The sequence below is a fragment of the Pseudomonas sp. IT-P44 genome, assembly GCF_949768225.1.
In the GTDB taxonomy this organism is placed as follows: Bacteria; Pseudomonadota; Gammaproteobacteria; order Pseudomonadales; family Pseudomonadaceae; genus Aquipseudomonas; species Aquipseudomonas migulae.
Window position 1 is genome coordinate 48,538 of sequence record NZ_CATKQM010000024.1, and the last position, 20,518, is coordinate 69,055.

Below are 20,518 nucleotides of genomic sequence, written 5' to 3' on the forward strand. Positions count from 1 at the left end.
CGATTTTTGCTTTCAGCGATTCACATCCACCACCACACGGCCACGCAGCTGACCGGCGAGCAATCGCGGTGCCGCATCGATCGCCTCACTCAAACCGATTTCGTGGCTGATCAGCGGCAGCAAGGCAAAGTCCAGATCCTTGGCCAGACGGTTCCATGCCAATACCCGCTTGGCTTTGGGTTGGGTCACGCTGTTGATTCCGGCCAGGGTCACGCCGCGCAAAATGAACGGGGCGACAGAGGCCGGAAAGTCCATGCCTTGCGCCAAACCACACGCGGCGACAGTGCCGTTGGCTTTCGTGCTGGCACAGGCGTTGGCCAGGGTGTGACTGCCGACCGAGTCGATCACAGCCGCCCAACGCTCCTTGGCCAGTGGTTTTCCCGGCTCGGACAATGTCGCGCGGTCGATGATTTCGCTGGCACCCAATTGCTTGAGGTAGTCGTGTTCAGAGGTGCGGCCAGTGGACGCGACCACCCGGTAGCCGAGCTTGTTCAGCAGCGCGATGGCGAAACTGCCTACACCACCGTTGGCACCCGTGACCAGAACGTCACCCTGCTCAGGCGTCACACCGTTATGTTCCAAAGCCAGGATGCTCAGCATCGCCGTGTAACCGGCCGTGCCGATCGCCATTGCCTGGGCAGCGGTGAATTCCCGAGGCAGCGGAATCAGCCAGTCGCCATTCAGGCGCGCCTTCTGCGCCAATCCGCCCCAGTGCCCTTCACCGACTCCCCAGCCATTGAGTACGACTTGATCACCGACCTTGTAGTCCGGATGCCCACTGACTTCGACAGTCCCCGCCAGATCAATGCCCGGCACCATCGGGAATTTTCGCACCACCGGGCTGCTGCCGGTGATCGCCAGACCGTCCTTGAAGTTCAGCGTGCTGTACGCCACACGCACTGTCACATCGCCCTCGGGCAGTTGATCGTCATTGATCTCTTGCAGTGTGGCCCGGTAACCGCTGTCGTCTTTGTCGATCAAAATGCCTTGGAACATTGTCGTCTCCTGTCAGATCATTCAGTTGTCGTGCTACTGGAATATCACACTGCAACCTTTTGCCGTACCCGACTTTAAGCCAATCCAGGAATGCCCCATCCTGAAACCCGATGGGTCTTGCGCCTGTCTTTGCTGATACAAGTCCCGTCCTGCAGCCCTGCCCCGTTATGACCCGGAGAACCTTGAAATGAGCCAATGGCCAGATACCCGAATTATCGATTTGCTGGGGATCGAACTGCCGATCATCCAGGCTCCGATGGCTGGCGCAACCGGTTCGGCCATGGTGATCGCCGCGAGCAATGCCGGCGGCCTGGGCTCGATGCCCGCAGCCATGCTGACCACCGAGCAGTTGCGCGAAGAACTGAAAACCATTCGCCAACACACTCAACGCCCGATCAACGTCAACTTCTTCTGCCATCAGCCGCCCCCTGCCGACGAGCAGCGTGCCCGGGACTGGAAGAATCTGCTGGAACCCTACTACCGCGAACTCGGCGTGGATTTCGACGCGCCGACGCCCGTGTCCAATCGCGCGCCGTTCGATAACGCGACCTGTGAAGTGATCGAAGAATGTCGCCCCGAAGTGGTGAGCTTTCACTTCGGCCTGCCGGAAAAATCCCTGCTGGATCGCGTCAAGGCGACCGGGGCGAAAGTGCTGTCTTCGGCGACGACTGTCGAAGAAGCCGTCAGGCTTGAGCAGCATGGCTGCGACGCGATCATCGCCATGGGTTACGAAGCCGGTGGCCATCGAGGCATGTTTCTCAGCGACGATTTGAGCAGCCAGGTGGGCCTCTTCGCGCTGCTGCCGCAAATTGTCGACGCGGTGAAAGTGCCGGTGATTGCCGCTGGCGGCATTGCCGATGCACGGGGCGTGGCGGCGGCGTTTCTGTTGGGCGCGTCCGCGGTGCAGGTCGGCACGGCGTATTTGTTTACACCGGAAGCCAAGGTCAGTGCCTCTCACCACAAGGCGTTGCGCACGGCCAAAGAAAGCGAGACAGCCGTCACCAACATTTTCACCGGCCGCCCGGCACGCGGGATTCTCAATCGCGTGATGCGCGAACTCGGACCGATCTGCGATAAAGCACCGGCCTTCCCGTTGGCGGGTGGGGCGTTGATGCCATTGCGGGCAAAGGGCGAAGCGGATTTCAGCAACCTCTGGGCCGGGCAGGCGTTCAGGTTGGGGGTTGAGATGACGACAGCAGAATTGACGCAGCGTCTGGCCCAAGACGGCTTGGCGAAACTGTTGCACCGCTAGGCACAAGACCTGGGGCGAGGCGTTTCGCCGCAATGCAATCGAGATCAACACATTCCGTTTGCAGGCAATTCGCTATATATTCCGCTATATAGCGTTTTAACCCCTCGCTGTCCCTGCCTACAACGGAGCCGTTTCATGACCATTCGTGCCTCACGTTTTGCCCCTACTTGCCTGGCGAGCCTGCTTGCTGTGTTCGCCATTGGCGCAGCCCAGGCGGACGAAGTCCAGGTCGCCGTCGCGGCCAACTTCACCGCGCCGATCCAGGCTATCGCTGCTGATTTCGAGAAAGACACCGGGCACAAACTGGTCACCTCCTTTGGTGCAACCGGCCAGTTCTATACGCAGATCAAGAATGGCGCGCCGTTTGAAGTGTTTCTGTCGGCGGACGACACCACCCCGCAAAAACTCGAAGCCGAAGGCGACATCGTCAAGGGCTCGCGCTTCACCTACGCCGTTGGCACCCTGGCGTTGTGGTCGGCTAAAGAAGGTTACGTCGATGCCAAAGGGGACGTGCTGAAAAAGAACGAATATCAGCATCTCTCCATCGCCAACCCGAAAGCCGCCCCTTACGGCCTGGCTGCCACCCAGGTTTTGGCCAAGCAGGGCCTGACCGACAAGGTCAAAGACAAGATCGTTGAAGGCCAGAACATCACCCAGGCTTATCAGTTTGTCTCAACCGGTAACGCAGAACTGGGCTTTGTCGCCTTGTCGCAGATCTACAAAGACGGCAAAGTCACCAGCGGTTCGGCGTGGATCGTTCCAGCCAGCCTGCACGACCCGATCAAACAAGACGCGGTGATCCTCAACAAAGGCAAGGACAACCCGGCTGCCAAGGCGCTGGTTGACTACCTCAAAGGTCCGAAAGCCGCTGCTGTCATCAAATCCTACGGTTACCAACTCTAAATGACCCTGTCGAGTGCCGATTTTTCCGCCATCTGGCTGACCCTGAAACTGGCGTCCCTGACGACGGTTATCCTGCTGGTGATCGGCACTCCGATTGCGTTATGGCTTTCGCGCACCCAATCCTGGCTGCGCGGCCCGGTCGGGGCGATTGTCGCCCTGCCCCTGGTGCTGCCGCCCACGGTGATCGGTTTTTATCTGTTGCTGGCGCTGGGCCCTAACGGCTTTATCGGCCACTTCACTCAATCGCTGGGGCTCGGCACCCTGACGTTCAGTTTTGCCGGATTGGTGATCGGCTCGGTGCTCTATTCGATGCCGTTCGTGGTCCAGCCGTTGCAAAACGCTTTTTCTGCCATTGGCACCCGCCCACTGGAAGTGGCTGCGACCTTGCGCGCCAATCCCTGGGACACTTTTTTCAGCGTGATCCTGCCTCTGGCCCGACCGGGGTTCATCACCGCCGCGATTCTCGGTTTCGCCCACACCGTCGGCGAGTTTGGCGTGGTGCTGATGATCGGCGGCAACATCCCCGACAAGACCCGCGTGGTCTCGGTGCAGATCTACGATCACGTCGAAGCCATGGAATACGCCCAGGCCCACTGGCTGGCCGGGGCGATGCTGGTGTTCTCGTTTGCCGTGTTGCTGGCGCTGTACTCCAGCCGTAAAACCAAAGCGGGCTGGAGCTGATCGATGATTCAAACACGTCTGAAACTGAGGTATTCGGGGTTCGCCCTGAATGTGGACTTGCAACTGCCCGGCCGTGGCGTCACCGCGCTTTACGGTCATTCCGGCTCGGGCAAGACCACTTGCTTGCGCTGTATCGCGGGCCTGGAACGGGCCGAACAAGGCTTTATCCAGGTCAACGATGAAGTCTGGCAGGACAGCGACAAGAAGATTTTCGTAGCGCCGCACAAACGCGCGATCGGCTATGTCTTCCAGGAAGCAAGTCTGTTTACGCACTTGTCGGTGTTGGCGAACCTGCAGTTCGGCCTAAAGCGAATCCCCAGACACCAACGCCGGGTCGACATGGCGCACGCGACGGAACTGTTGGGCATCAGTCATCTGCTGGACCGCCATCCGCAGCACTTGTCGGGTGGCGAGCGACAGCGTGTCGGCATTGCCCGCGCACTGCTCACCAGCCCGAAACTGTTGCTGATGGACGAACCGCTGGCGGCGCTGGATTCGCAACGCAAAAGCGAAATCCTGCCCTACCTGCAAAGGCTGCACGATGAGCTGGATATCCCGGTGCTGTACGTCAGCCATTCCCAGGATGAAGTGGCGCGACTGGCCGACCACATCGTCCTCCTCAGCAACGGCAAAGCCCTGGCCAGCGGCCCTATCGGCGAAACGCTGGCCCGGCTCGATTTGCCTTTGGCGCTGGGCGATGACGCCGGCGTGGTGATCGAGGGCCACGTCAGTGCCTATGACGCCGACTATCAGTTGCTGACCTTGCAACTGCCAGGCACCGCTCTGAACATCCGCGTGACGCACACACCGATGGACCTCGGCCAGGCGCTGCGTTGCAAGGTTCAGGCGCGCGATGTCAGCCTGAGCCTGCACAGCGCCGAGCAAAGCAGCATCCTCAACCGTCTGCCGGTGACCGTGATCAGTGAAATGGGTGCAGACAACGCCGCCCACGTGCTGATCCGTCTGGATGCGGCCGGCACACCGCTGCTGGCGCGAATCACCCGCTACTCCCGGGATCAGTTGCACGTGCATCCCGGCCAACAGCTCTGGGCGCAAATCAAAGCGGTGGCGGTGCTGGCGTAAACCCGCTGGCACGACTGCACTGGCACGCGGTCAATGGCTGTAACGGCCCCTGATTCGTCGCCAAGGACTACCGCCATGCCCGATTCCGCGCTGACTGATGTGCTGCCACCTGACCTGCATTATGTCGATGACACCCAGCCCGGCATCGCCCGCAAGAAACTGCGTGGCAAGTTCTGCTACTTCGACCCGGACGGAAAACGCATCACCGACCCCAACCAAATCAAACGTATCAATGCCCTCGCCGTCCCCCCGGCCTACACCGACGTTTGGATTTGCGCCGATCCACGTGGGCATCTGCAAGCCACTGGCCGTGATGCCCGGGGGCGCAAGCAATACCGTTATCACCCGCGCTGGCGCGAAGTGCGCGATGCCGACAAATATTCGCGCCTGCGGGATTTCGGGCTCGCCCTGCCGAAACTGCGCAAACAGCTTGAAAAGCTGTTGGCCGCCCCGGGCTTCAGCCGTGACAAGGTCATGGCCACGGTCATTACCTTGCTCGACGCGACATTGATTCGGGTCGGCAACACGCAGTACGCCCGGGATAACCGCTCGTATGGGCTGACCACGCTGCGCAACCGGCACGTCGAGATCAACGGCAGTGCGATCCGGTTCCAGTTCCGGGGCAAGAGCGGCGTCGAGCACCAGATCACCGTGAAAGACCGGCGCCTGGCACGAATCATCAAACGCTGCCAGGAGATTCCCGGCCAGAACCTGTTTCAGTATCTGGATGAAAGCGGTGAGCGGCACACCGTCAGTTCCTCCGACGTCAACGCCTACCTGCAAACCCTCACCGGCGCCGACTTCACCGCCAAGGATTACCGCACCTGGGCAGGTAGCGCGCAGGCGTTGGCGGTGTTGCGCAGTTTGCAGTGGGAACCGGAATCAGACGCCAGGCGGCATGTGGTGGAGATGGTCAAGAACGTCGCCAGGCAACTCGGCAACACCCCGGCGGTTTGTCGCAAGTGCTACATCCACCCGGCGGTGCTCGAGGGTTTCCTGATAGGGGCATTGGCCGAGTTACCGCGCCCGAGAACACGTAAAGGCTTGAGGGCCGAGGAAGTCGGGCTGGCGATGTATTTGGAGAAGATGGTCGAGGCGACTCAACCGACGAACTGACCTGTTCATTTTTTGCGCGATCACCAATGGCTTCTATAGTTGTTGTGACACAAATTAGCTTCGAGTGAAGCCATGGAAGACATTTACGTTGTTAAGCGTTGCAACAAGATCATCATTCATGGGCGTCGAGCCGGGGAAGCCGGTCATACGCCACCAGACGCAGAAGTCTGGTATCGCATCGCCGATACCCGTACCGATGGCTTTATCGGCGACGGTTTTGATTCCGAAGAAGATGCCCTTCGCGCCTGCCATCTATTCAATGCCCGATCGCAAGTGCTGGCCCGACAAGGCTGAAGTCCGGGTCTATACTGAAAAATGGCTGAGGGAACAGCGACCCCATCGGCAGAAAGCTCGCTCCTTGCGGGCTTTTTGCTGCCACTGCCAGGTTTCTTGAACGGAGGTGTTTGCCATGTCCGAAAAAGAGTCCATCACCACCCTGCTCACCCTGCTCGACTCGCGCCAGGTTCGCTTGGCCGCAGCGTGCAAGGAAATCGCCGACTGGGTCGATCATCAAGGCGGGCATCCGACCGCCCTCAGGATTCGTGATCGCCTGAACGACATCGAGAAGGACACGCCGCTGATTCGTAACACGCTGTCTTCGCTCAAACCTGTCGAGCCGCCGCTGCCGCGGTTCAGATGATTCGGTCTGGACTCCGGACACGAGAGCACGGCCAGGACGCATGAACGGCGACGATGATCGTCACCGGGTGCGTCCTTGCCTGATCACCTGCTGCTGAATCCCAAACCCGGCCCTGTACCGGGATTTTTTTTGTCCGGTCATTTCACACAGCCTTCACAACTCAAGCCGTACTGTAGCCCTACTCCTTTTGAAATATCCCTTGGCCCGCCCGCATGCGGGCCTTCTTTTTGCCCGCCTGCGCTCAACGAACGTCATCACTCGCGTGAGGTCAAACGCTCACACGTCACGAAGGAGGCGTCTGATGGTTACTCACTTCAAAGTTGCCGGGCATCTGGCCTGCGGCCACAAAGGCAGCAAGCTCACCACAACCACTGAACTGAACCGAGTGAAATGCAGAAGTTGCCGAAACACCGATGCATACAAGGATGCACGCAAAGACCAACGCAACGCGGCACGCCGCGCCGCCCGCAAAGCCAAAGCCACTCACACTGCCAATGACTGGCGCGCAGCATGGGTCGAGCGACTTACCGCCATGGCCGGGCTGCAACGGTTGCCCCGTGGTTTTAGCGGTCAACCATTCGTTTAAATGACAGGTTCGGCGGTTGAAGCACGTTCACTCGGCCCGGCCGCCGGCCCCATGATTTCTCGCAAAGACATCCGCTTGAACGCTTCGACCAGCGCGCGTCCCTCCTCGGGAGTGCATGAGATGGCCAGGCGCATTGTCGCCTCGCCCAGACTCCAGATCAGAAAGGCAGACGCCTGAACCTGTTGTATATCGCTGCTGGGGTTTACCCGCAGCATCGCATCCGCCAATAACCCGCCGGCAATCCGACACTCCTGCAGTTCCAGCGCCATGAGCTGCTTGTCTGCCTGCATGCCTGACCAGATGTCACGCATCGCCGGTGTCGCCAGGAAAATCTCGTAATACTCGTCCAACAGCTCTGAAAAGGCCTCGCGCAGCCCTTGCGCGTCCTCGACCGCAGCCATGGCGACTTCGATGCAACGACGGCTTTCGGCGTTATAGCGCTCGGCCAAGGTGCGAATCACCGAACTCTTGTCTGGAAAATACTGATAAAGCGAGCCGATCGAAATCCCGCACATTTCGGCGATTTCACTCATTTTCACTTGATCGCTGCCCTTGCTCGCAATCAATTGCGTCCCCGCCGCCAGGATTCGCTCCTGGCGTTCGCGGCTGCGCTGCTGCGTGGGATTGCGCCGGACGGTCTCTGAAACGGCTTGCTCGTGGGCTTCGGTGGTTTTCTTCGGCACTGGCGTGCTTCCCGATCAATAACATGACATAGCCTCACCTTAGCACCGCCCGTACGTCGGTTTCACCGGTTCTTCAGGTTGACGATAAAACATGAGCGTTTATCATCTTTTTAAACATGAGCATCACTCACATTAAACCGATGGAGATGAACGCGATGAAAACCACCCAAGAGACAATCCTGATTCTCGGCGCAACAGGCAAAACCGGGCGACGGATCACTCAACGGCTGCAAGCGGCCGATGTGCCTGTTCGTTTAGGCTCTCGTGGGGCGGATCCGGCGTTCGACTGGGAGGATCGCTCCACCTGGGAAGCGGTGCTTGGGGGTATTCACGCGGTGTACATTTCGTTCCAGCCAGACCTTGCGGTCCCCGGTGCGGTTGAAACAGTGCAGGCATTCACCGATCAGGCCGTTAAAAGCGGCGTCCGCAAACTGGTGCTGTTGTCAGGGCGCGGCGAAGTTGAAGCTGAACAGGCAGAACGCGTCGTTCAAAACAGCGGCGTGGACTGGACCATCCTGCGGGCCAGCTGGTTCTTTCAGAACTTCAGCGAAGCGCACTTTCTTGAGCCAATCCTGCAAGGAGAACTCGCCCTCCCCGTCGGCAACATCGCCGAGCCCTTTGTCGACGTGGAAGACATCGCCGAGATTGCGGTTGAGGCGCTGACCAAACCGGGGCATTCAGGCCAACTCTATGAGCTGACGGGCCCGCGCGCACTGACCTTTGCAGAGGCCACTGCCGAAATTGCCCACGCGTCCAAACGCGATGTCGGTTTCGTCGCCGTGCCACCCGACGCCTATCGCCAGGCGCTGGAACAGGCCCAACTACCAACAGAGCTGATTGAACTCGTGCTGTACCTCTTCACCACCGTACTCGATGGCCGCAATACACCGGTGGCTGACGGCGTACAGCGTGCACTGGGTCGCCCGGCGCGGGACTTCAGCGACTATGTTCGCCGCACGGTGGCTACGGGTGTCTGGGGTTGAGATCAGCCGAATAGATTATTCGACGATCAGTTCAATAGCGCTGTATGCCATTTCATTTTTGGCGATAAGCGTTTTCCTCAGCTAGGGTTTCTATCGCATCGATTCTGCGCCGACGATGTGGGTAGGCGCCTGATCAAGGAGGAACGAATGACACTGATCCGTGAGGCGGAAAAAACCTACCGCCGCTGGTCCAGCCCGATCCTGCTGGAACTCAAGGAAAGAGAACATCAGCTCAACCCGGTAGATCGTGAGGCTCTGCAGAATGTTTTGGTAGAGAGAAGGCTCATAGACACCGGCAACCCTTCCGGCGCTGATCGACGCAAGGCGAATCAGCCTGCTGACAAAAGCGGCAAGTGAAAATAGGTGACCGGAAACAAACAAGGGTTTGCATCAGCTTTCGCTGGCAAACCCTTGATTTTATAAATTACGGTAAGAGTCCCACTCAAGCCGGTTCGCAGGTCAGCCTCCACGACTGCTCAAACAATTCCCCAGCGTTTCGGCTTTCAAACTCTTCCTCCAGAAAAACTCTGCTATTGCGAGGAAGTGCGATGAACCTTGAAAAACCGACCATTCCCCCGAAGCTGTTTCTACTGTTCACCTCGCCGCAAAATACCTGGTGCCTGGAGTCAATGTTCCTGAACACCGCGGATTGAGGGTCTTTCAGATAGTCCCTGACAAGGTTTTTAGCCTGGTACTCCATGTAGTAATTGAAGTACGCAAACCTTGACGCGTAGACCACGCTCGCCAGAACGATGGCCGATACCATCAGGTACTTAAGTGTCTTCCATGCCATCCTGGGCCTCGCAAGAAGATGAAGTCGGCAAAGTGATCGTTCGCAGAACACTTCGAGAAATAGCCGAGTAAAAATGAAAAAGGCCTGCGTGAGGTATCTCACGCAAGCCTTTGATATTCATGGTGCCGAAGCCGGAATCGAACCTTCCTCCTTGTTGCTGAAAATAAAGGAAAATTTCAAGTTCGAAAATTTCTCTACCTCTATGTGTACCCTCATTGGGCTTTTCCAACGGTACGACTGGAACGCAGTGGTGCACCACGTGAACGAAAAATATCCAGGGTGTCTTTTACAAAATACGTTATTGGATGCTATCCCATAGCCAATCGGACGAACGATCATCAAGCCGGCGGCGCCAATTGCACAGGACTAACAGGAGATGTTTCAGTTTTACGACTGCGATTCACGGAAGGCCTGGGCTAGAGAGATGGCCTGGGGATACAACGTAATAGCAATGGAATCGGCGCCACCAGAGTGAGGATTTACAAACGACTCTGAGGAGGGGCGGAGCTGGCCAGCGTGGTGTGGGCTGATGTCGAACACCAACCGATCTACTCCATTCTGGAGTCAATCACCGGCATCGCGGTAACCCGTGCCGACCTGGCGATCCGTGCCCAGGAAGCCGATGAAAGCCTGGCCAGCGCCCTGCACATCAACCGTGGCGCGGCATTGTTAATCATGGAACGCACCTCTTACTTCACCGACGGCTGTTGCTGCGACCGCACGACGTTTTTTATCTGTTCCGAACGTTACGCCTTTGTTCTTAGCGGTGTATTCAAATCCACAAGCGGTCGGTAGATCGGCCACTTACCGAAAACGCTCATCGTAACCTCACGGGCGACCCATCATAGCTGAGCTTGCCTACTGCATCGGGCCCAACGGTTGGCGGGTTGATCTTTGACTCGAACGGGTATCAAGCGACATTCGAGTTGAGCGCTGCATTGCTCGGTGCGGCGGCTGCACTTGCCTTTCTGGCTGCACGCGCTGCCTCGCGGGAGCCTGTTGCATCGATGAGCATCGTCTGAAAACCACAAGACACGCCAAGGCGTGTCTTGTGGTTCGCGTGGAGCAGATGCTTCCCTGGATTCAATAGCCCTTCGAGCGATCGACTACATTCACTAAAGGTTTTCGCGCTTTTTCTCTGGCGAGATTCTCGACTATCACTGCCACAGCGCCCGATATCTGTACATCGCTCGCGACATGAGGTGTCAATAATATGCGCGGATGTTTCCAGACAGGGCTACCTTGCGAAGGAGGCTCTTGTTCCAATACATCCAATACGGCCCCCCCCAAACGGCCTTCATCTAACGCATCAAGCAGATCCTGCTCTATCACGTGGGCACCACGTCCTACGTTAATGAGTCCAGCGCCGTGAGGAAGACAAGCAAGCCTCGCCGCATTGAGTATGCCGTCTGTTTCGGGTGTTAGTGGAAGCATGTTCACCAAGATATCGCATTGCCCTAAAAACGCATCAAGCTGCTCTGGGCCGACGTAACAGCTTCCGCCAGGTACGTCCTTCAAAGAACGATTCCAGCCACTGAGCTGAAATCCCAATGGTTGAAGGCGATCAAGCGCAGCTCGTCCGAGATTGCCAACCCCCATGACACCGACACGCCGCTGTGAAGCTCGGACGATGGGTCTAGGATGCCAGCTGCCACTGCGCTGATCCTCTTGATAAGCGAGGATGTCTCGATGCAAGGCAATCACACCAAACAGAACATACTCGGCCATGATGTCAGCCATCGAGCTATCTACCAGTCGAATTAGCGACACGTGTCCAGGCAAGCTGGCCAAATCGAACTGATCAACCCCAGCCCCGGCAGCGTAGATGATTCGAAGATTGCTAAACTGCTCCGCAAGGTTGGTGAGAGGCTCCCAAGCCAAGATGTAGTGCACCTCTGCCGGGTTGCCGATATCAGGCCATTGGCGGAACTCAAGTTCAGGGGTGAGTGTTGATAGGCTATCCCGCCATTTCTCCGCGTCGGCGGGGTCTGCCATGTATAGGATGCACATGGAAAACTCCATATGGAAGTTTCTAGCATGAGGCGCTCCATGTAGCGCCTCGTCCTTTCCCGCATACGTATCTGCAACGGTCTCGACAAAATCAGCTAACTGTCTTCCAACACGCCCTTGCTCTGACGGTGCCCCCCGCAATCTTTAATACTTCGCTGAGTTTAAGCCGCGATGATGACTCAACGATATTTGAAGCAGGCATTTGGGCAGTCAGAAGAGCGATCACACCTTCTCGGTTTCTTTCAGGTGCGCGTAGCTATCAACGAATCGCTTAAATTTGTGGTTACCACATGTGTATGCTTCATATTTCGCGGGTGAAGTCTCACTCACGCAGGTTGGCACAGGTTCAACAACCGCATCGAAATCCAGATCAATGAAGAAAGGTATAGAATAACGCTCCAGCCCGCTGGTGTTGATGACGCGATGCATTGTCGAAGTGTAGCGATCATTGGTGAGAGTTTGAACTAAATCACCAATATTGACGATAAATGTGCCTTCAACGGGTGGCGCAGTAACCCACTCCCCTGCACGATTCCTGACTTGCAAACCGCCAACTGCATCCTGGGACAGGACAGTCAAGAAACCGTAGTCTGTGTGAGCCCCAATACCAATTTCCTCTTGGGAAACCCTTCCGATCTGGGGCGGGTAACGCAAAATTCGCTGAATTGTGATCGGTTTACGCTGAAGATGTTCAAAGTAATCTTGTGGCATACCCAGACTCAGCGCGATCCCGCCGATGAGCGTTCTGGCGAGCTTCAATACAGCGGAATGATAAGCGTCGGCAACCTTCTCGAATTGCGGCAGTGCAGCCGGCATTTGATTAGGGCCAAAAAATGGAGAAACCTCATCGTAATGAGCTCCGTAATCAAAACACTCTTTAAAATCGCGGGTATTGGCGGGATCTACGTTTTCCGCATACATGGGTATATAGCCGCGTAGCGTACGCCCGGAATTGACGACATTAAGTTTATTTTTCTCTTCGTATGGGAGTTTAAAAAAAGCCTTGCTCAGCGCATACATCTCATCTATCAATTGCTGATCGATACCATGGTCTTTAATGTAAAAAAACCCCACCTTTTCGCATGCGTCACCTATTTGGCTAGCCACCTGCAGCGGATTTTCACCGTTTAGAAGTTGGGAAATATCTATGATTGGAATTTCAGTAAATGCTGTTTGCTTGCTAGCCAGACGAATATCAGATGACTCTCTCACGGATGCTCTCCTCTTCCAAATATCAATAAGACAGCAGACTCAGAAAGCACCACCGCGCCCCTTTAATCTTACTGAACCACTCTACTCAACAGCGCGTTCGCATGCGACGACACAAAGGGATAAAGACAATTTGCAGGCCATTCGCGTCGATACCTGGACGTCACCTTCACGCCAACTTTTACGTTCGGGTCAATGGCGCGCTTTACCGCTACGAGCACTTTCATAAATCCCTCAAGGACTCATGGATCGATGCATTGGACTACCGACGCGAATGAGCCAGATCAGCCCCTGTTTTAAAGGATGTTAATCCTGGTTTTTTGGAGATGCAAGCAAAATGTACACCTATGTCACATTCATTGACTAACATGAACATTAGACGTACCGTTATGTCAACACCAATCCCGATGTTCTGCTCCAGGAGCACAACACATGTCCGGCGATCCCTCGCTGCAACCCCATACCACACATGAAAAACCGACCAGGCGCTGCGATCGTCAATACATCATCCGTTTGGGGTATTTATCCTCGCTCCGCCCACGTGGTGTATTGCACCAACAATGGGGCCGTTGCGGTTTTGACCAAGAATTTGGGCCGCGATTGTGCCCTCTGGGAATCCGTGTGAATGCCGTCTGCCCGCACGAAATCATTACCCCCAGGATACGCAGCGGATTTGAATGTCGAGGCCCGGATCCGGACAAGGCAGTGCAAGAGCTGAACAAGAACGTGCCACTAGGCCGTATCGCCGAGTCCGAAGATATCGCGGATGTGCTCGCGTTTCTGGGACCCGACGAGGCGAAGTACATCGTTGGTGAAACAGTAGAAGTCACAGGCGTCAAGCCGATATCAGGCTAAAGAGAGAAAGCAATGCTTAACGGCAAAAATGTAGTGGTTACCGGGGGCGGCAGAGGTATTGGTCGGGGTATTACCGAACAACTGCTTGAGGTGGGGGCATCGGTGTTGATTGCTCAGCGCCAGGCACTGGACGCCGAGTTGCAAAATCACCCCCGAGTCTATTTCATCGAGGCAGATCTCGCCTCGATGGCGTCACCTGGTTTGATCGCGCAAGTAGCGCAGGAGCAGCTCGGCGGAGTCGATGTCCTAGTCAACAATGCCGGGTTCATGTTCGAAAAATCCCTTGATGACATGACCGAGGAAGATTGGGATCGCATGATGGCTGTCAATCTGCGTGCGCCAGCATTCTTGTGCAGGGCATTGGTGCCACAGATGCGTCAGCGGGGCGGTGGCAGCATCATCAACATTGGATCGATCGAAGGAATAGGTTCTAACCCTGAACATGCCGCATATTGTGCCTCCAAAGCGGGCCTCCATGGATTAACCAGGGCCTTGGCGGTCGATCTGGGACGGGACAGCATTCGCTGCAACGCCATCGCTCCTGGGTGGATCAATTCTGAGCTAAGTGATGCGTATCTCGCCAACCAAGCTGATCCACATGCGGCGCGTCAGGCCCTCCTGCGACTTCACCCGGTTGGACGCACCGGAATGCCGGCGGACATAGGAAGGACAGTGGTTTTTCTGGCCTCAGAATCATCGGCCTTTATCACCGGGCAAGTGCTTGTGGTGGACGGAGGTCGCACGGCAAAACTGCCATTGCCATTTTGATCGAATCAGCCTGAGTTGCAACGGAGGGCGCCACTCACCCACCTCCGGTGCAGATTGCGCCACACTCTCGCCCGTTGGAAATTTTTTGCGGCGGGCAACGCTTTAACACTTGGGCGCTTTGTTCTCTATCAGGTAATTGCCACCATCGACCACCAGCAACTCACCGGTGATGTGACTGGACTCAGGTGAGGTACGGAAAGTAACGGCATCAGCCACTTCCTCCTGGCGACCTGCCATGCCAACCGGGACATACTTCGCTGCATTCATATCCTCTGGAGTGCTTGCCCCAGTGGCAATCCAGCTAGGTGCGACCGAGCTCACAGTGATTCGATATCGCGCGACCTCAAGAGCCAGCTCATGTTCATATCCACCATTCCGGCTTTAGCCGCCGCAAAAGCCGCCTCTCCCGGATTATCGGCTCGAGTGCCAGTCGTGGAGCTGACATTGACGAAACCTTACACTTCAAAACCCTGCGCAGGGTTCACGCTTTCACCTTAATCGCAAGTGCTGCGACTTCCAAAAGCGCATCCGGTCGAATCACCAGGCCGAGGTCGCTGGTGACCTCTCCTCCCTGCAACCCAAAAGTTCGTGAGGAAAACAACGTGGGCCGTAAAAGGTTCGCGGTGACAATCGTATCGAGCGCTTGCGTAAATGCAGGCAACGAGAAGTGCTCGAGCAGTAAAAATCCTACCCGAGCATGAGGCGTCGGCTCACCCCGAGTCTCTTCCAGATAGCGCAGGTTTTTACCTTTCATACACCCACTGAAATCTCGCCGTTCGATCACATATGCCTCGCTTCTGTACATTAACAAACGCAGCCTTTGTGCAAACCACGATTGAATCTGCGCATCGAAGAATCAACCGCTGACGCCGTGACCAAACAGTTTATGCGAGCTGGACCCCGTGGGCTTGAGGGCCTTTGCCCTCTCATATTGGTGACTTGCTAAATGGCCTTTATAGGAAAAGCCGACAATTTAAACTTACTAACCTTCTCGCCCGGCCCAAAATTCATGCCAACGAATGACCGAGCTGACGCCCAGCTTCGTTATTATCTTGGGGGGGAGCCTGCTGGGGCCTGGTGCCTGATTGAAACTATCCAGAAACTCAGAACGTATACCCGAAGCCAACTCCGCCGCCATTACACCTGCCAGGGTGCTCTTGACCGTTCCCAACCCATTTTCGCAGCATGCTGAATACAAGTTTTCTTCGATCTCGCCAAATGCCGCGGCGCTGTTACGACTCAAGCAGAGTCGGCCAGCCCAACTGAACTCCAGCGCAGTGGATTTCAGTTCGGGAAAACGAGCATCCAAGGAATGTCGCTGCTCTTTCGCAACCGCAGCTACGCGCTCCGGAGTGACCTGGATACCTGGGTCATAGGTGAACTTTGTCCGGATGACGATACGCGAGAGCCCATCTGAAGTGATTTTGCGAACGGTCGCTCCCATTGGATCAGCCGGCAACAAGGCCCACTTGGCTTTGCCCGGCACCACTTTCCTGAATGCATCGTCGCTATACGCTGCAGTCATGGAGGCGTAAGTGAAGACGTGCAGCAAGCGTCCTTGATAATGGCCAAAGTCTTCAATGTGGCCGTTAACCCCCAGGATAACCTTGGGTGCGTGTACCGTCCCGTTTGGTGATCGAGCGGTCCAGCCGCTACCCTGCTTCGACAATTCAATAATGGGAGAACGTTCAAACAGCGTGATTTTCCCTTCGAGCCCTGCTGCCAGATCCCGGATGTATTGTGCGGGTTGAATCAACACTGCGCCGGGGGTATAGATTCCACCGTGGTAATAGGTGGACCCGGTGATTTCACGCATTTGCGCTGCATCAAACATCTCGAACTTTTCGCCAATACGCTCAAGGGATTTGGCGTAATTGACGTTCAGTTTCAATCCCCGTTCAGTGGCGGCCGCGTTGATCTTCCCGGAAGGGTCGAACGTGTCGGCAGACATGCCGTACTCCCGTGCAGCTTCAGCGGCAAAAGCAATCGCAAAACGATTTTGCGTGATTTCCAGCGCCGTTGCAGACTCACTCGCCACGGAGTATTCCCCGGACGACAGACTGTGCGGCACATCGATCATGAAACCAGAGTTTCTGCCGGCCGGCCCCTTGGCGACTTCATGAGCATCGACCACAATAATGCTGTCACCCGGGTGCAGCTGTGAAAGTCTGCGAGCGGCGGACAGGCCGGCAAAACCGGCCCCGATAATCAGCCAATCCGCCGTCACGTTTCCATCAAGCATGCGGACAGGCGCAGTGCGTGCGGAAATCGCCTCCCAACCTGAAACCCCGGTGTCTACCGGCAGGCGCTTGATGGTATGGGTGCTCATTTTTCGGTCTCTTCATCCGACCGATCAGACACATCGATCCAGATTGTTTTGATTTCGGTGTACTGGTCATGGGCAAAAATGGACTTGTCCCGACCGCCGAAGCCCGACTCCTTGTAGCCCCCAAATGGTGTCGAGGAGTCACCCTCACCGAAGCAGTTCACGGTGACGATGCCCGCGCGAATTTCCCGCGACAACTTGATTGCCCGCCGCAGGCTGCCGGTGTAAACAGAGGCCGCCAGCCCATATACCGTGTCATTGGCCAACGCAATGGCTTCGGAGATCGTGTTGAAGGTGGTGACCGAGAGAATCGGGCCGAAGATCTCTTCCTGGAACAGCCGATTGTCTCGACCAACACCGTCAATCACCGTTGGCTCTACAAAGGCACCGTCTTTGGTCGCGCCACCGTAAACCACTTCAAGCTTTCCGGCGGCGGCGTGCTCAAGGTACGACTTCACTTTGGCGAAATGCTCTGGGCTGACCAGCGACCCTACACGGTTTTCCGGATCGAGTGGATCACCCATTTTCCATTCGCGGATGTAGGCGCCCATGCGCTCCAGCAGTTCGTCTTTAACGGACGCATGGACGATCAGACGTGAAGTCGCGGAGCAGTTTTCGCCCATGTTCCAGAACGCGCCGTTGACGACATGCTGAGCAACGAGATCTAGGTCTTGCGCATCGTCCATCACCACGGCCGGATTTTTTCCGCCGCACTCAAGGACGATGCGTTTCAGGTTCGAATCGGCGGCGTAATGCAGGAAACGGCGGCCGGTCGCGGTGGAACCGGTGAAGCTCACCATGTCGACATCGTTATGCAAACCAATGGGTTCACCGACGTCTTTGCCCGTGCCGGTCACAATGTTGAGTACACCAGCAGGTATACCGGCTTCAAACGCCAGCTGAGCGACACGCAACGTAGTAAGCGAGGTTTGTTCAGCAGGTTTGACGATGACCGAACAGCCCGCAGCGAGCGCCGGGCCGATTTTCCAGGCCAACATCAGCAACGGGAAGTTCCAGGGCAATACGCAGCCCACCACGCCGATGGGCTCCCGGACCACCATGGTCAGCGCGTCGCTGCCCACCGGGGCGGTGTTGTCATAAATCTTGTCGATCAGTTCTGCGTGCCAGCGGATCGTGTGGATGGTGTCCGGGATGTCGACCAACTGACATTCACTGACCGGTTTGCCGCTATCGAGGCTTTCGAGGACGGCCAGTTCGTATTGATGGCCCTCAAGCAGGTTTGCAAACTTCAACAGAACCGCTTTGCGCTCCCGAGGAGAAATCGATCTCCAGCGTCCATCCTCAAAGGCCTCCTTGGCATTGCTCACCGCGAAATCGACATCATAGGATGAACAAGCTGCGACGTCGGTCAAAAAGTCACCGGTCGCCGGATTGTTCGTGGCGAAGGTTTTGCCAGAGATCGCGGACTTGAACGCGCCATTGATGAACGCCTTGGATGGCAACGAAATGTCTTTGGCCAGAGCGGCATATTCGGCCTTGCTCAGAAGATCACCCATGGCTGGCTCCCGAAGAAATGTTGGCTACGTTACGTTTGAGTTCAGTAATGACCGACGCGAAACTCTGCTGTTCGTCCGCTTCAAGTGGCTGCAATGGCAGGCGCACGTTACCGACTTTCAATCCGACAACTTCGCAGCCGTACTTGATCGACTGCACGAACTTGCCACCGTCCAGGGCATTCATCAGCGGCATCATTGCCGACATGATTTGACGGCCTTTGTCGAAGTTCTTTTCGATCACGCAGGCTTCATAAAGCGCAACGTGTTCCTTGGGCAGGAAGTTGGAACCTGCGCACACCCAACTGCGGGCGCCCCAAGCAAAAAATTCGAGGGCCTGGTCGTCCCATCCGCAGGACAAGGCAATGTTGGGGAACTGCCGGGCCAGCATATGCACCTGGCCCATGTCGCCGGAACTTTCCTTGATGGCGACGACGTTTTTCGATTGGCTGACACGCGTGAAATATTCTTCGTCCATCGAAACGCACATGCGCCCCGGATAGTTGTAAAGCATGATCGGCAAGTCCGCTGCGCGATCGATAGTGAGCGCGTGAATCGCGTTTTCCTGTGAGGTTGGCAGCGCGTAAGGCGGGGACGTGACGAGAATGGCGTCCGCTTTGATCGCTTTGGCATCTTTGGCGTACTGAACCGCATCTTCGGTACGAATCGCCCCGGTACTGACGATCAGTTGCACCCGAGTGCCGATCACGTCTTTGGCGTAGGCTGCCAACTCAGTGCGCTCTTCGGCGGTCTGCGCATAATACTCGCCGGTCGACCCGCCAATAATAATGCCGTGTACCTTCGCCTCAATCAGCGACTCCAAAACTTCCGAGTACACATTCCAGTCAATCTCCCCATCAGAGTTATAAGGAGTTACTGCTGGTGTATAAATACCTTCAAATTTCAAGATAGATGCTCCGAATGCGAGTTAGGTGGAAGATCAACGAGCGCGTCAGCTTTGATGCCTTGAGGCGCGATAAATACCTCCATGTTTTCACGGGACAGTTCCCAATGCTCAAACACGAGATCAACTACGGCAGTTTCTTCACGCCGTTCAATGGCTTCAATAAAAGCGTCATGATGTCCGGCAGATTGCTCGAGACGTTTCTCCATGCCCCCGTTTTGAGGACGAAAAAACGTATTGCCGATACGAGCATGATCAATAAGCAGTCTTCCCAGACAAGGCTCCAGGTAGTGATTACATGCCATTTCACCCATGATGGCGTGAAACCGATTGTTCTCAACAACCATCACAAGTGCATCTTTTGAAACAGTGGCTTTGCGAAAGCGTTTCTGGGTTTCTTTTAAATCAATCAATTGACGTGGCTTGAAATTTTGTACCGCCAGGCGGCCAATGGCTGCGTAGATCATGGGTGCTACCAGAAAGAAGTTTCGAAGAGTCGCATAATTCATGGGAATGACCCGGGCGCCTCGATTCTCTCGAATATCTATATAACCTTCGCCAGCCAAACGTCTGAACACTTCACGAACAGGCGTTCGCGATAGACCATAACGCTCACTAATAACAACCTCGTCCAGTGTTTCATCTGGATCAAGTTCCATTGTCAGAATCTGACGCTTCAAGTCTTCGTAAAGAGCACTTTTGCTGCCTTTCACAAATGACCTCCAGAGGTTGTTTTGCCGACTAGTACGGTTAACTGTTGAATCCAGATTGGCATGGGCCAAGAAGGCGGTCAATAGAGTGTATTTCTGGCGTATACATTTCTAGATGGGTGCTTCACTCGTCCAGAAAAATAATTTCTCCTTTGTTTTCAATATCTTGATATTTTCTCCTCAGAGCCGCGACGCCAATCGATAACATTTGTTTATGCATTGATAAGAGTAAATGTTTCTTGTTGATGCATGATTACCGTCGTAGCCTTACAACAGCGATATTCTACCGACGAATTGGATAAGAGAATTTCTCACACATTCGTTCCATTAGTTAGAATCTGTTTGCCCGGGCTCGAATAAGGAGCTGTAGAAATAATGCTATTGATGCAAACTTCGGCATTAAAGAACTGTCTGCCTTAATAAGGACTCAGAAACGAAATGAGTGCATGGATGGCACCACCATCCAAGAAGGCACATTTTTCGTAAGGCGCTTTCTGGACGTGGCA

The 20,518-nt window shown here is 55.7% G+C and carries 22 protein-coding genes and 4 pseudogenes; 15 read left to right on the forward strand and 11 right to left on the reverse strand.

The window, feature by feature from the left end; genetic code table 11:
* Window positions 1-12: 12 nt before the first annotated feature.
* Entirely contained in the window at window positions 13-996 is a 984-nt protein-coding gene (locus tag ACM6IO_RS13755; RefSeq protein WP_192227049.1) for an MDR family oxidoreductase, read from the reverse strand.
* Between the two features lie 187 nt (window positions 997-1,183).
* Between ACM6IO_RS13755 and ACM6IO_RS13760 the strand changes: the two genes are divergently transcribed.
* From ACM6IO_RS13760 to ACM6IO_RS13795, 8 genes are all read left to right on the forward strand, one after another.
* Window positions 1,184-2,248: an NAD(P)H-dependent flavin oxidoreductase gene (locus tag ACM6IO_RS13760; RefSeq protein ID WP_192227048.1), complete on the forward strand. Its 1,065-nt coding sequence runs from the start codon at window positions 1,184-1,186 to the stop codon at window positions 2,246-2,248.
* Between the two features lie 135 nt (window positions 2,249-2,383).
* The gene (modA, locus tag ACM6IO_RS13765; protein ID WP_008031048.1) at window positions 2,384-3,151 is read left to right on the forward strand and encodes a molybdate ABC transporter substrate-binding protein; all 768 of its coding nucleotides are present in this window, start codon (window positions 2,384-2,386) and stop codon (window positions 3,149-3,151) included.
* On the forward strand, window positions 3,152-3,832 hold the full coding sequence (modB, locus tag ACM6IO_RS13770; protein ID WP_192227047.1) for a molybdate ABC transporter permease subunit: 681 nt from the start codon (window positions 3,152-3,154) through the stop codon (window positions 3,830-3,832). It begins immediately after the preceding gene.
* Window positions 3,833-3,835: 3 nt separating this feature from the next.
* Window positions 3,836-4,915 carry a molybdenum ABC transporter ATP-binding protein gene (gene modC, locus ACM6IO_RS13775; RefSeq protein WP_414911641.1) on the forward strand — a complete coding sequence of 360 codons (1,080 nt, stop codon included), beginning with the start codon at window positions 3,836-3,838 and terminating at the stop codon, window positions 4,913-4,915.
* Window positions 4,916-4,990: 75 nt separating this feature from the next.
* Window positions 4,991-6,031: a DNA topoisomerase IB gene (locus ACM6IO_RS13780; protein ID WP_414911642.1), complete on the forward strand. Its 1,041-nt coding sequence runs from the start codon at window positions 4,991-4,993 to the stop codon at window positions 6,029-6,031.
* A gap of 72 nt (window positions 6,032-6,103) precedes the next feature.
* Entirely contained in the window at window positions 6,104-6,325 is a 222-nt protein-coding gene (locus tag ACM6IO_RS13785; RefSeq protein ID WP_192227044.1) for a hypothetical protein, read from the forward strand.
* A 115-nt stretch (window positions 6,326-6,440) separates the two neighbouring features.
* On the forward strand, window positions 6,441-6,671 hold the full coding sequence (locus ACM6IO_RS13790) for a hypothetical protein (protein WP_008031039.1): 231 nt from the start codon (window positions 6,441-6,443) through the stop codon (window positions 6,669-6,671).
* Window positions 6,672-6,972: 301 nt separating this feature from the next.
* Window positions 6,973-7,257 carry a hypothetical protein gene (locus ACM6IO_RS13795; protein WP_414911643.1) on the forward strand — a complete coding sequence of 95 codons (285 nt, stop codon included), beginning with the start codon at window positions 6,973-6,975 and terminating at the stop codon, window positions 7,255-7,257.
* Here the strand turns inward: ACM6IO_RS13795 and ACM6IO_RS13800 are convergent.
* The gene (locus ACM6IO_RS13800) at window positions 7,254-7,940 is read right to left on the reverse strand and encodes a TetR family transcriptional regulator (RefSeq protein ID WP_414911644.1); all 687 of its coding nucleotides are present in this window, start codon (window positions 7,938-7,940) and stop codon (window positions 7,254-7,256) included. The genes ACM6IO_RS13795 and ACM6IO_RS13800 overlap by 4 nt on opposite strands.
* A 155-nt stretch (window positions 7,941-8,095) precedes the next feature.
* Between ACM6IO_RS13800 and ACM6IO_RS13805 the strand changes: the two genes are divergently transcribed.
* The gene (locus ACM6IO_RS13805) at window positions 8,096-8,923 is read left to right on the forward strand and encodes an NAD(P)H-binding protein (RefSeq protein ID WP_414911645.1); all 828 of its coding nucleotides are present in this window, start codon (window positions 8,096-8,098) and stop codon (window positions 8,921-8,923) included.
* Window positions 8,924-9,070: 147 nt separating this feature from the next.
* Entirely contained in the window at window positions 9,071-9,280 is a 210-nt protein-coding gene (locus ACM6IO_RS13810; protein ID WP_192227041.1) for a hypothetical protein, read from the forward strand.
* A gap of 85 nt (window positions 9,281-9,365) precedes the next feature.
* Here the strand turns inward: ACM6IO_RS13810 and ACM6IO_RS13815 are convergent, their stop codons facing one another.
* Window positions 9,366-9,716: a hypothetical protein gene (locus tag ACM6IO_RS13815; protein WP_414911646.1), complete on the reverse strand. Its 351-nt coding sequence runs from the start codon at window positions 9,714-9,716 to the stop codon at window positions 9,366-9,368.
* 501 nt (window positions 9,717-10,217) lie between these two features.
* Here ACM6IO_RS13815 and ACM6IO_RS13820 point away from each other — a divergent pair.
* Together ACM6IO_RS13820 and ACM6IO_RS13825 are read left to right on the forward strand one after the other, a co-directional pair.
* A pseudogene (locus tag ACM6IO_RS13820) lies at window positions 10,218-10,511 on the forward strand (UTRA domain-containing protein); the annotation flags it as partial.
* Between the two features lie 53 nt (window positions 10,512-10,564).
* Window positions 10,565-10,738: pseudogene (locus ACM6IO_RS13825) on the forward strand (MFS transporter); the annotation flags it as partial.
* A gap of 61 nt (window positions 10,739-10,799) precedes the next feature.
* Here ACM6IO_RS13825 and ACM6IO_RS13830 read toward each other — a convergent pair.
* Complete coding sequence (locus ACM6IO_RS13830; RefSeq protein WP_414911647.1) at window positions 10,800-11,726, reverse strand: 2-hydroxyacid dehydrogenase; 927 nt, start codon at window positions 11,724-11,726, stop codon at window positions 10,800-10,802.
* Window positions 11,727-11,948: 222 nt separating this feature from the next.
* Window positions 11,949-12,938: an isopenicillin N synthase family dioxygenase gene (locus tag ACM6IO_RS13835; protein ID WP_414911648.1), complete on the reverse strand. Its 990-nt coding sequence runs from the start codon at window positions 12,936-12,938 to the stop codon at window positions 11,949-11,951.
* A gap of 466 nt (window positions 12,939-13,404) precedes the next feature.
* Here ACM6IO_RS13835 and ACM6IO_RS13840 point away from each other — a divergent pair, with 466 nt between their 5' ends.
* From ACM6IO_RS13840 to ACM6IO_RS13850, 3 genes are read left to right on the forward strand one after another with little or no spacing between them, the layout of a single operon-like run.
* Window positions 13,405-13,560, forward strand: a complete 156-nt coding sequence (locus tag ACM6IO_RS13840) for an SDR family NAD(P)-dependent oxidoreductase (protein ID WP_414911649.1) — start codon at window positions 13,405-13,407, stop codon at window positions 13,558-13,560.
* On the forward strand, window positions 13,557-13,790 hold the full coding sequence (locus ACM6IO_RS13845; protein ID WP_414911650.1) for an SDR family oxidoreductase: 234 nt from the start codon (window positions 13,557-13,559) through the stop codon (window positions 13,788-13,790). Before ACM6IO_RS13840 ends, ACM6IO_RS13845 begins: the two co-directional genes overlap by 4 nt.
* Before the next feature lie 12 nt (window positions 13,791-13,802).
* Window positions 13,803-14,558, forward strand: a complete 756-nt coding sequence (locus ACM6IO_RS13850) for an SDR family NAD(P)-dependent oxidoreductase (protein WP_414911651.1) — start codon at window positions 13,803-13,805, stop codon at window positions 14,556-14,558.
* 102 nt (window positions 14,559-14,660) lie between these two features.
* On the opposite strand, the pseudogene ACM6IO_RS13855 reads toward ACM6IO_RS13850, so the two are convergent.
* The 6 genes and pseudogenes from ACM6IO_RS13855 to ACM6IO_RS13880 form a co-directional block, all read right to left on the reverse strand.
* A pseudogene (locus ACM6IO_RS13855) lies at window positions 14,661-15,007 on the reverse strand (SDR family oxidoreductase); the annotation flags it as partial.
* A 53-nt stretch (window positions 15,008-15,060) separates the two neighbouring features.
* Window positions 15,061-15,363 (reverse strand): annotated as a pseudogene (locus ACM6IO_RS13860) (GlxA family transcriptional regulator); the annotation flags it as partial.
* Between the two features lie 177 nt (window positions 15,364-15,540).
* Window positions 15,541-16,887: an NAD(P)/FAD-dependent oxidoreductase gene (locus ACM6IO_RS13865; protein ID WP_414911652.1), complete on the reverse strand. Its 1,347-nt coding sequence runs from the start codon at window positions 16,885-16,887 to the stop codon at window positions 15,541-15,543.
* Window positions 16,884-18,401 (reverse strand): aldehyde dehydrogenase, encoded by a 1,518-nt coding sequence (locus ACM6IO_RS13870; RefSeq protein ID WP_414911653.1) that lies wholly within the window; start codon window positions 18,399-18,401, stop codon window positions 16,884-16,886. The genes ACM6IO_RS13865 and ACM6IO_RS13870 overlap by 4 nt, the downstream gene beginning before the upstream one ends.
* Window positions 18,394-19,305 carry a dihydrodipicolinate synthase family protein gene (locus tag ACM6IO_RS13875; protein WP_414911654.1) on the reverse strand — a complete coding sequence of 304 codons (912 nt, stop codon included), beginning with the start codon at window positions 19,303-19,305 and terminating at the stop codon, window positions 18,394-18,396. The genes ACM6IO_RS13870 and ACM6IO_RS13875 overlap by 8 nt, the downstream gene beginning before the upstream one ends.
* Window positions 19,302-20,015, reverse strand: a complete 714-nt coding sequence (locus ACM6IO_RS13880; protein ID WP_414911655.1) for a GntR family transcriptional regulator — start codon at window positions 20,013-20,015, stop codon at window positions 19,302-19,304. The genes ACM6IO_RS13875 and ACM6IO_RS13880 overlap by 4 nt, the downstream gene beginning before the upstream one ends.
* Window positions 20,016-20,518 lie beyond the last annotated feature (503 nt).

Bases quoted from the DNA above. Each gene is read 5' to 3' on its own strand.
- ACM6IO_RS13755 (WP_192227049.1), bottom strand. From the start codon at position 996: ATGTTCCAAGGCATTTTGATCGACAAAGACGACAGCGGTTACCGGGCC.
- ACM6IO_RS13760 (WP_192227048.1), top strand. From the start codon at position 1,184: ATGAGCCAATGGCCAGATACCCGAATTATCGATTTGCTGGGGATCGAA.
- modA (WP_008031048.1), top strand. From the start codon at position 2,384: ATGACCATTCGTGCCTCACGTTTTGCCCCTACTTGCCTGGCGAGCCTG.
- modB (WP_192227047.1), top strand. From the start codon at position 3,152: ATGACCCTGTCGAGTGCCGATTTTTCCGCCATCTGGCTGACCCTGAAA.
- modC (WP_414911641.1), top strand. From the start codon at position 3,836: ATGATTCAAACACGTCTGAAACTGAGGTATTCGGGGTTCGCCCTGAAT.
- ACM6IO_RS13780 (WP_414911642.1), top strand. From the start codon at position 4,991: ATGCCCGATTCCGCGCTGACTGATGTGCTGCCACCTGACCTGCATTAT.
- ACM6IO_RS13785 (WP_192227044.1), top strand. From the start codon at position 6,104: ATGGAAGACATTTACGTTGTTAAGCGTTGCAACAAGATCATCATTCAT.
- ACM6IO_RS13790 (WP_008031039.1), top strand. From the start codon at position 6,441: ATGTCCGAAAAAGAGTCCATCACCACCCTGCTCACCCTGCTCGACTCG.
- ACM6IO_RS13795 (WP_414911643.1), top strand. From the start codon at position 6,973: ATGGTTACTCACTTCAAAGTTGCCGGGCATCTGGCCTGCGGCCACAAA.
- ACM6IO_RS13805 (WP_414911645.1), top strand. From the start codon at position 8,096: ATGAAAACCACCCAAGAGACAATCCTGATTCTCGGCGCAACAGGCAAA.
- ACM6IO_RS13810 (WP_192227041.1), top strand. From the start codon at position 9,071: ATGACACTGATCCGTGAGGCGGAAAAAACCTACCGCCGCTGGTCCAGC.
- ACM6IO_RS13815 (WP_414911646.1), bottom strand. From the start codon at position 9,716: ATGGCATGGAAGACACTTAAGTACCTGATGGTATCGGCCATCGTTCTG.
- ACM6IO_RS13830 (WP_414911647.1), bottom strand. From the start codon at position 11,726: ATGTGCATCCTATACATGGCAGACCCCGCCGACGCGGAGAAATGGCGG.
- ACM6IO_RS13840 (WP_414911649.1), top strand. From the start codon at position 13,405: ATGAAAAACCGACCAGGCGCTGCGATCGTCAATACATCATCCGTTTGG.
- ACM6IO_RS13850 (WP_414911651.1), top strand. From the start codon at position 13,803: ATGCTTAACGGCAAAAATGTAGTGGTTACCGGGGGCGGCAGAGGTATT.
- ACM6IO_RS13865 (WP_414911652.1), bottom strand. From the start codon at position 16,887: ATGAGCACCCATACCATCAAGCGCCTGCCGGTAGACACCGGGGTTTCA.
- ACM6IO_RS13870 (WP_414911653.1), bottom strand. From the start codon at position 18,401: ATGGGTGATCTTCTGAGCAAGGCCGAATATGCCGCTCTGGCCAAAGAC.